The organism is Stenotrophomonas sp. STEN056 (genome assembly GCF_056759635.1).
In genome coordinates this window covers 24,397-32,094 of the sequence record NZ_JBRRDL010000042.1, presented here as the reverse complement: position 1 = coordinate 32,094, position 7,698 = coordinate 24,397, and the positions used below count along the sequence as shown (strand labels likewise).

General features: G+C 64.3%; 6 protein-coding genes. 5 read left to right on the top strand and 1 reads right to left on the bottom strand.

Features of this window, described 5'->3' with window-relative positions:
* Positions 1–94: 94 nt before the first annotated feature.
* Complete coding sequence (gene cysS / locus ACVOLO_RS16530; RefSeq protein WP_481571409.1) at positions 95–1,462, bottom strand: cysteine--tRNA ligase; 1,368 nt, start codon at positions 1,460–1,462, stop codon at positions 95–97.
* A 165-nt stretch (positions 1,463–1,627) separates the two neighbouring features.
* Here cysS and ACVOLO_RS16525 point away from each other — a divergent pair, with 165 nt between their 5' ends.
* From ACVOLO_RS16525 to ACVOLO_RS16505, 5 genes are all read left to right on the top strand, one after another.
* Positions 1,628–2,194 carry a hypothetical protein gene (locus ACVOLO_RS16525; protein ID WP_481571408.1) on the top strand — a complete coding sequence of 189 codons (567 nt, stop codon included), beginning with the start codon at positions 1,628–1,630 and terminating at the stop codon, positions 2,192–2,194.
* 302 nt (positions 2,195–2,496) lie between these two features.
* Entirely contained in the window at positions 2,497–3,516 is a 1,020-nt protein-coding gene (locus tag ACVOLO_RS16520; RefSeq protein ID WP_481571407.1) for an N-acetylornithine carbamoyltransferase, read from the top strand.
* Between the two features lie 69 nt (positions 3,517–3,585).
* Positions 3,586–4,827 carry an argininosuccinate synthase gene (locus tag ACVOLO_RS16515; protein WP_481571406.1) on the top strand — a complete coding sequence of 414 codons (1,242 nt, stop codon included), beginning with the start codon at positions 3,586–3,588 and terminating at the stop codon, positions 4,825–4,827.
* Positions 4,828–5,198: 371 nt separating this feature from the next.
* On the top strand, positions 5,199–6,296 hold the full coding sequence (locus ACVOLO_RS16510; protein ID WP_481571405.1) for an acetylornithine deacetylase: 1,098 nt from the start codon (positions 5,199–5,201) through the stop codon (positions 6,294–6,296).
* Positions 6,297–6,368: 72 nt separating this feature from the next.
* Positions 6,369–7,697: an acetylglutamate kinase gene (locus ACVOLO_RS16505; RefSeq protein ID WP_481571404.1), complete on the top strand. Its 1,329-nt coding sequence runs from the start codon at positions 6,369–6,371 to the stop codon at positions 7,695–7,697.
* Position 7,698 lies beyond the last annotated feature (1 nt).

Below are 7,698 nucleotides of genomic sequence, written 5' to 3'. Positions count from 1 at the left end.
TTGCTCGATTTTAATTTTTGCGCGCTTAGCCTGGGGCGTCGGCGCGCGGCGCCGGGGGGGGGGGGGGGGGGGGGGTGGGGTGAGGGGGGGGGCTTTACCCCCGCTTCCAGCGCACGCCCTGCGCGGTGTCTTCCAGCACGATGTTCTCGGCAGCCAACTGGTCGCGGATGGCATCGGCGCGGGCGAAGTCGCGGTTCTTCTTGGCGGCGATACGCTCGTCGATCAAGGCCTGGATGCGGGCATCGTCGCCCGCCTCGGCGCCGCGGCTGAACCATGCGGCCGGCGCCTGCTGCAGCAGCCCCAGCGCCAGGCCGGCACCAAGCAGCTCGCGCTTCAGGCGGGTTTTGTCTTCGATGCTCTCGGCCTTGCGTGCTTCGCCGGCAAGGCGGGCTACTTCGGCCAGCGCCAGCGGCGTATTGAGGTCGTCGTCCAGCGCGGCTTCCACTGCTGCGGGGATTTCGGCTGTGGCGTCGATATCCACCAGGTCACGCAGCGTGCCGTACAGCCGGTCCAGGGTGCGGACGGATTGCTCGATCAGGTTGTCCGACCAGTCCAGCGGCTGCCGGTAATGGGCTGACAGCAGTGCGTAGCGCAGCGCCTCCGGCGGGTGCTGGCGGACCAGGTCGTGCACGCGCTCGATGTTGCCCAGCGACTTGCTCATCTTGGCGCCGCCGAAGTTGAGCATGCCGTTGTGCAGCCAGAAACGGGCAAAGGTCTTGCCGCCGTGGGCGCATTCGCTCTGGGCGATCTCGTTTTCGTGGTGTGGGAACTGCAGGTCCACGCCGCCGGCATGGATGTCGATGGTCGGCCCCAGGTGCGCGGCGGCCATCGCCGAGCACTCGATATGCCAACCCGGGCGGCCCACACCCCACGGCGAGTCCCAGCCGGGCAGGTCGTCGGTGGAGGGCTTCCACAGCACGAAGTCACCGGCATCGCGCTTGTACGGCGCCACTTCGACACGTGCGCCGGCCAGCATTTCCTCCGGGTCGCGGCGTGAGAGCTTGCCGTAGCCCTTGAAGCTGTTCACCGAAAACAGGACGTGGCCCTCGGCCGCGTAGGCGTGGCCGCTGGCGATCAGGTCTTCGATCATGGCGATGATGTGCGGGATGTGCGCGGTGGCTTCCGGCTCGATATCCGGCGGCACCACGCCCAGCGCGGCCATGTCCTCGCGGTAGGCGGCGGCGAAACGGCCGGTGATGGCCGAAATCGGCACGCCCTGGTCCTTGGCGGCGGCGTTGATCTTGTCGTCAACGTCGGTGATGTTGCGGGCGTAGCGCAGCGCGCCGTAACGCCGCCGCAGCAGGTCGGCCAGCACGCCGAAGACCACCGGGCCCCGGGCATTGCCGATGTGGACGTAGTTGTAGACCGTGGGGCCGCACACGTACATGGTGGGGGCGGCGGGGTCGAGCGGAGCAAACGGCTCCAGCTGCCGCGTCAGGTTGTTGTGCAGGCGCAGGGTCATGGCAATCCGGGGGTAAGCGAACCTGACAATTCTAGCGGCCCGGGGCAGGCGGGGCATCTCCGGGCTGGGCAGGATGCGGATGGACGGGTAAGGTTCAGGCCCATGGCCGCGGCGCTGCCTACACTATTGGCCACCATCCGCTCCCGCATCGTGCTGCTGAACTTGATGAAACCAACCCTGCTGCTATCGACGCTTTGCCTGTGTGCCTTGGCCCCCGGGCTTGTGGTGGCCCAGGAGAGCGACCTGCGCAACCGGGTGGTGATCGTGGAGAACGTCCGCTTCGATTATGCGCAGGTGCTCAATGTCGAGCCGGTGTTCCAGACGCTGCGCGCCACGCGCACCGAGGAACACTGCGAACCCGTCTCCACACGGACGCTGGCGCCTGTGCAGGTAAAGGGCGAGAACACCGAGTCCCGCGGCGGCATGCGGCGCTTCTGGGATTCGGTCAAGGGCATCTTCAGCCGCGAGGAAGCGGAGGAAGAGGTGGCCAACGCCGAAGACGCGCAGCCCCGGCATGCCTCCGGTGGCTCGGCCATGTTGACGCCCGAGTGCAAGGTGGTGGAGGTGGGCCGCGAGTTCCGCCGGCCCATCGCCTATGACGTGGACTATGTCTACAAGGGCATCAAGTTCCGCTCGCGGTTGCCGGAAGACCCGGGTAACCGTTTGAAATTGCGGGTGTCGATCACCCCGGATATCGGCCAATCGTTCGACGCAGCGTCGGCCGTTCCATGATGTTGCGCTGCGACACTTGCGCCCCGGAAGGGTGCGTGCGAGTATGCGCGACGATGAAAGCCAACAGCTTCCAGCACGAAACCAGCACCGCCCGGATGGCCTCCGGCATGACGTCGCGTGCCCGCCGACCGGAATCCCACATATTCGCTGGGTGACCGGAGCTTCGTGCTGTCTGTTCAGAAAACCCAGCCCAGGCTGGGTTTTTTCGTTTTTGGTTTGGCAAAAGTTTCAAACGCAATGAGTCGCGCCTTGGCGCATCCGGCCGCCGGCAACGGCGACATTCCGCAGCAAAGGATGGATTGATGTCTCTGAAGCACTTCTTGAACACCCAGGACTGGAGCCGTGGCGACCTCGACGCGCTGCTCACCCAGGCAACGCTGTTCAAGCAAAACAAGCTGGGCGATGACCTCAAGGGCAAGTCGATCGCCCTGGTGTTCTTCAATCCCTCCATGCGCACCCGCACCAGCTTCGAGCTGGGCGCCTTCCAGCTGGGTGGGCATGCGGTGGTGCTGCAGCCGGGCAAGGATGCGTGGCCGATCGAGTTCAACCTCGGGACGGTGATGGACGGCGATACCGAAGAACACATCGCCGAGGTGGCCAAGGTGCTGGGCCGCTACGTGGACCTGATCGGCGTGCGCGCCTTCCCGAAGTTCGTGGACTGGGCCTACGACCGCCAGGACATCGTGCTCAAGAGCTTTGCCAAGTATTCGCCGGTGCCGGTCATCAACATGGAGACCATCACCCACCCCTGCCAGGAGCTGGCCCACATCCTGGCGCTGCAGGAGCATTTCGGCACCACCGACCTGCGCGGCAAGAAGTACGTGCTGACCTGGACCTACCACCCCAAGCCGTTGAACACCGCCGTGGCCAACTCGGCGCTGACCATCGCTACCCGCATGGGCATGGACGTGACCCTGTTGTGCCCGACCCCGGACTACATCCTGGACGAGCGCTACATGGGCTGGGCCGAGCAGAACGTGGCCGAAAGCGGCGGTTCGTTGCAGGTCAGCCATGACATCGCCAGCGCCTACGCCGGCGCCGATGTGGTCTACGCCAAGAGCTGGGGCGCGCTGCCGTTCTTCGGCAACTGGGAGCCGGAAAAGCCGATCCGCGACCAGTACAAGCACTTCATGGTGGACGAGGCCAAGATGGCGCTGACCAACAACGGCGTGTTCAGCCACTGCCTGCCGCTGCGTCGCAACGTCAAGGCCACCGACGGCGTGATGGATTCGCCGCAGTGTATTGCCATCAATGAGGCGGAGAATCGCCTGCATGTGCAGAAGGCAATCATGGCGGCGCTGGCTGGCGGCCGGAATTCGTGAGTGGTGATTGGGGATTCGCAAAGGCGGATCCAGCTCCACCGACCAACTTCAACTGAGAGATACCCCCCAATGTCGCAGCAGAACGCTTCAACCAATCCCGAATCCCAACTCTCCAATCCCGGCTCCAAGGACATCGTCCTCGCCTTCTCCGGCGGCCTCGACACCAGCTTCTGCGTGCCGTACCTGCAGGAGCGCGGTTACAACGTGCACACCGTGTTTGCCGACACCGGCGGCGTAGATGCCGAAGAACGTGACTTCATCGAGAAGCGCGCGGCCGAGCTGGGCGTCACCAGTCACGTCACCGTCGATGGCGGCCCGGCGATCTGGGAAGGCTTCGTCAAGCCGTTCGTGTGGGCCGGCGAGGGTTACCAGGGCCAGTACCCGCTGCTGGTGTCCGACCGCTATCTGATCGTGGACGCCGCACTCAAGCGCGCTGCCGAGCTGGGCACCAACATCATCGCCCACGGCTGCACCGGCATGGGCAACGACCAGGTGCGTTTCGATCTGGCAGTGAAGGCGCAGGGCGATTACGTCATCGTCGCGCCGATCCGTGAAATCCAGAAGGAACACACCCAGACCCGCGCTTACGAGCAGAAGTACCTGGAAGCGCGCGGCTTCGGCGTGCGTGCCAAGCAGCAGGCCTACACCATCAACGAGAACCTGCTGGGCCTGACCATGTCCGGCGGCGAGATCGACAAGTGGGAAGCCCCGGGCGAGGGCGCACGCGGCTGGTGCGCACCGCGCAGCGCGTGGCCGGTGGAGCCGCTGACCGTGACCCTGAAGTTCGTCGAAGGCGAAGCCGTCGCGCTGGACGGCAAGGAACTGCCGGGTGAGCAGATCCTGGCCAAGCTCAATACCTTGTTTGCGCAGTACGGCGTGGGCCGCGGTGTTTACACCGGCGACACCGTGATCGGCCTGAAGGGCCGCATTGTGTTTGAAGCGCCGGGCCTGGTCTCGCTGCTGGCCGCGCACCGCGCGCTGGAAGACACCGTGCTGACCAAGCAGCAGAACCGCTTCAAGCCGGAAGTCGCCCGCAAGTGGGTGGAGCTGGTGTACGAAGGTTTCTACCACGACCCGTTGAAGACCGACATCGAGGCTTTCCTGAAGGCCTCGCAGGCCAAGGTGACCGGCGAAGTGGTGCTGGAAACCCGCGGCGGCCGCGTTGATGCGGTGGCGGTGCGCTCGGAGCACATCCTCAACGCCAAGGGCGCGACCTATGCGCAGTCGGCCGACTGGGGCGTGGAAGAAGCCGAAGGCTTCATCAAGCTGTTTGGCATGAGCTCCACGCTGTATGCGCAGGTGAACCGCTAAGCACACGACGCTCGCCGCTTGAAGCCCCCCTCTCGTTCACGGGAGAGGGGGGGGGTGAGGGCAGCTTTTGCTTCTGCTTTTGGTATTGCTCTCAAAGCAAACCCAGCAAGTCAAAAGCTCCCCCATCCGCCCTTCGGGCACCTTCCCCCGCACGCGGGAGAAGGAATGTAATGCCCGAGCTATGCGCTTAAAGCCCCTCTCCCGTTTACGGGAGAGAGGTTGGGGTGAGGGGCTTTTGCTTCTGCTGTTGTTCTGCTTTCAAAGCAAAGCCAGCAAGTCAAAAACTCCCCCATCCGCCCTTCGGGCACCTTCCCCCGCATGCGGGAGAAGGGAAGCCTTCCGATCACTGATCTGCCGACCTGCTGCCCACCATGACCAACCTGCTCCAATCCACGCTCGATCACCTGGAAAAGCTGGTGTCCTTCGACACCCGCAATCCGCCGCGTGCCATCACCACCGGCGGCATCTTCGATTACCTGCGCGACAACCTGCCGGGCTTCAACGTTGAGGTGATCGACCACGGTGCCGGTGCGGTCAGTTTTTATGCGGTGCGCGGCAATCCCCGTTTCCTGTTCAATGTGCACCTGGATACCGTGCCGGATTCCCCGCACTGGAGTGCTGATCCGCATGTGATGCGTCGCCTGGACGACCGTGTAGTCGGCCTCGGCGTCTGCGATATCAAGGGCGCGGCGGCGGCGTTGGTGGCGGCTGCCAATCTCACCGAGGGCGACGCGGCCTTCCTGTTTTCCAGCGACGAAGAAGCCAATGATCCGCGTTGCATCGCCGCGTTCCTGGCGCGTGGCATTCCATATGAAGCGGTGATCGTCGCCGAGCCGACCATGAGCGAGGCGGTGCTTGCACACCGTGGCATCAGCTCGGTGTTGATGAAGTTCCAGGGCCGCGCCGGTCATGCATCGGGCAAGCAGGATCCTTCGGCCAGTGCGCTGCACCAGGCAATGCGCTGGGGCGGAAAGGCGCTGAACCATGTCGAATCGCTGGCGCATGCGCGCTTTGGCGGGTTGACCGGCCTGCGTTTCAACATCGGCCGCGTCGAAGGTGGCATCAAGGCCAACATGATTGCGCCGGAAGCCGAGCTGCGCTTTGGTTTCCGTCCGCTGCCGTCGATGGACATCGATGCGCTGCTGGCTACCTTCGCGGGTTTCGCCGAGCCGCAGGCTGCGCATTTTGAAGAGACTTTCCGTGGCCCGAGTTTGCCGTCGGGGGATATCGCACGCGCCGAAGAGCGCCGTCTGGCCGCGCGTGACGTTGCCGACGAACTGGGCCTGCCCATTGGCAATGCCGTTGATTTCTGGACCGAGGCGTCGCTGTTCTCGGCCGGTGGCTACACCACCATGGTTTACGGCCCGGGCGATATTGCCCAGGCCCACACGGCCGATGAGTTCGTGACGCTGGAGCAGTTGCAGCGTTACGCCGAGTCGGTGCACAGCATCCTGCAACGCGGCGCCTGAGCCGCAGTGGCCCGGCGGCCTGCCGCCGGCTTCTCCCCCGCGACCGTTGCGGTCGCCTTGTAGACGCAAGCAATGTCCCCAGCCATGCAACCCCATCGCCAGACCCGCCAGACCATTGTCCGCCTGCTTTCGAGCATGGCCAGTGCGAAGGAAATCAGTCAGTACCTCAAGCGTTTTTCGCAGCTTGATGCCAAGCGCTTTGCCGTGGTCAAAGTGGGCGGCGCGGTGCTGCGTGATGATCTGGAGGCGCTGACCTCGTCGCTGTCGTTCCTGCAGGAAGTGGGCCTGACCCCGATCGTGCTGCACGGCGCCGGCCCGCAGCTGGACGCGGAACTGTCGGCGGCGGGCATCGAGAAGCAGACCATCAACGGTCTGCGCGTGACCACGCCCGAGGCCCTGGCCATCGTGCGCAAGGTGTTCCAGCAGTCCAACCTGAAACTGGTTGAAGCGCTGCAGCAGAACGGTGCGCGTGCGACCTCGATCACCGGCGGCGTGTTCGAGGCACAGTACCTGAACCAGGACACCTACGGCCTGGTCGGCGAGGTGAACAAGGTCAACCTGGCCCCGATCGAGGCCAGCCTGCGCGCCGGCTCGATTCCGGTGATCACCAGCCTGGGCGAAACCCCGAGCGGGCAGATCCTCAACGTCAACGCCGACTTCGCCGCCAACGAACTGGTGCAGGAGCTGCAGCCCTACAAGATCATTTTCCTCACCGGCACCGGCGGCCTGCTGGACGAGGAGGGCACGTTGATCTCCTCCATCAACCTGTCCACCGAGTACGACCAGCTGATGGCGCAGCCGTGGATCCACGGCGGCATGCGGGTCAAGATTGAGCAGATCAAGGACCTGCTGGACCGGCTGCCCGAGGAATCCTCGGTGTCGATCACGCGCCCGGCCGACCTGGCCAAGGAGCTGTTCACGCACAAGGGCTCGGGCACGCTGGTGCGTCGTGGCGAGAAGGTGCTGAAGGCAACATCATGGAACGAGCTGGACACGGCGCGGCTGAAGACGCTGATCGAATCCAGCTTCGGCCGCACGCTGGTGCCGGATTATTTTGAAAAGACCAAGCTGCTGCGTGCCTATGTCAGCGAGAACTACCGCACCGCGGTGATCCTCACCAACGAAGCCGAAGGCGTGTACCTGGACAAGTTCGCGGTGCTGGACGATGCGCAGGGCGAAGGCCTGGGGCGCGCGGTGTGGAACGTGATGCTGGAAGAAACCCCGCAGCTGTTCTGGCGTTCGCGCAATGGCAACCCGGTCAACCACTTCTATTACGCCGAATCCGATGGCTGCTACAAACAGGGCCACTGGAAGGTGTTCTGGTTTGGCGCCAATGATTTCGACAGCATCAAGGGTTACGTGAAACATTGCGGCGAACGCAAACCCAGCCTGCAGGATTGAA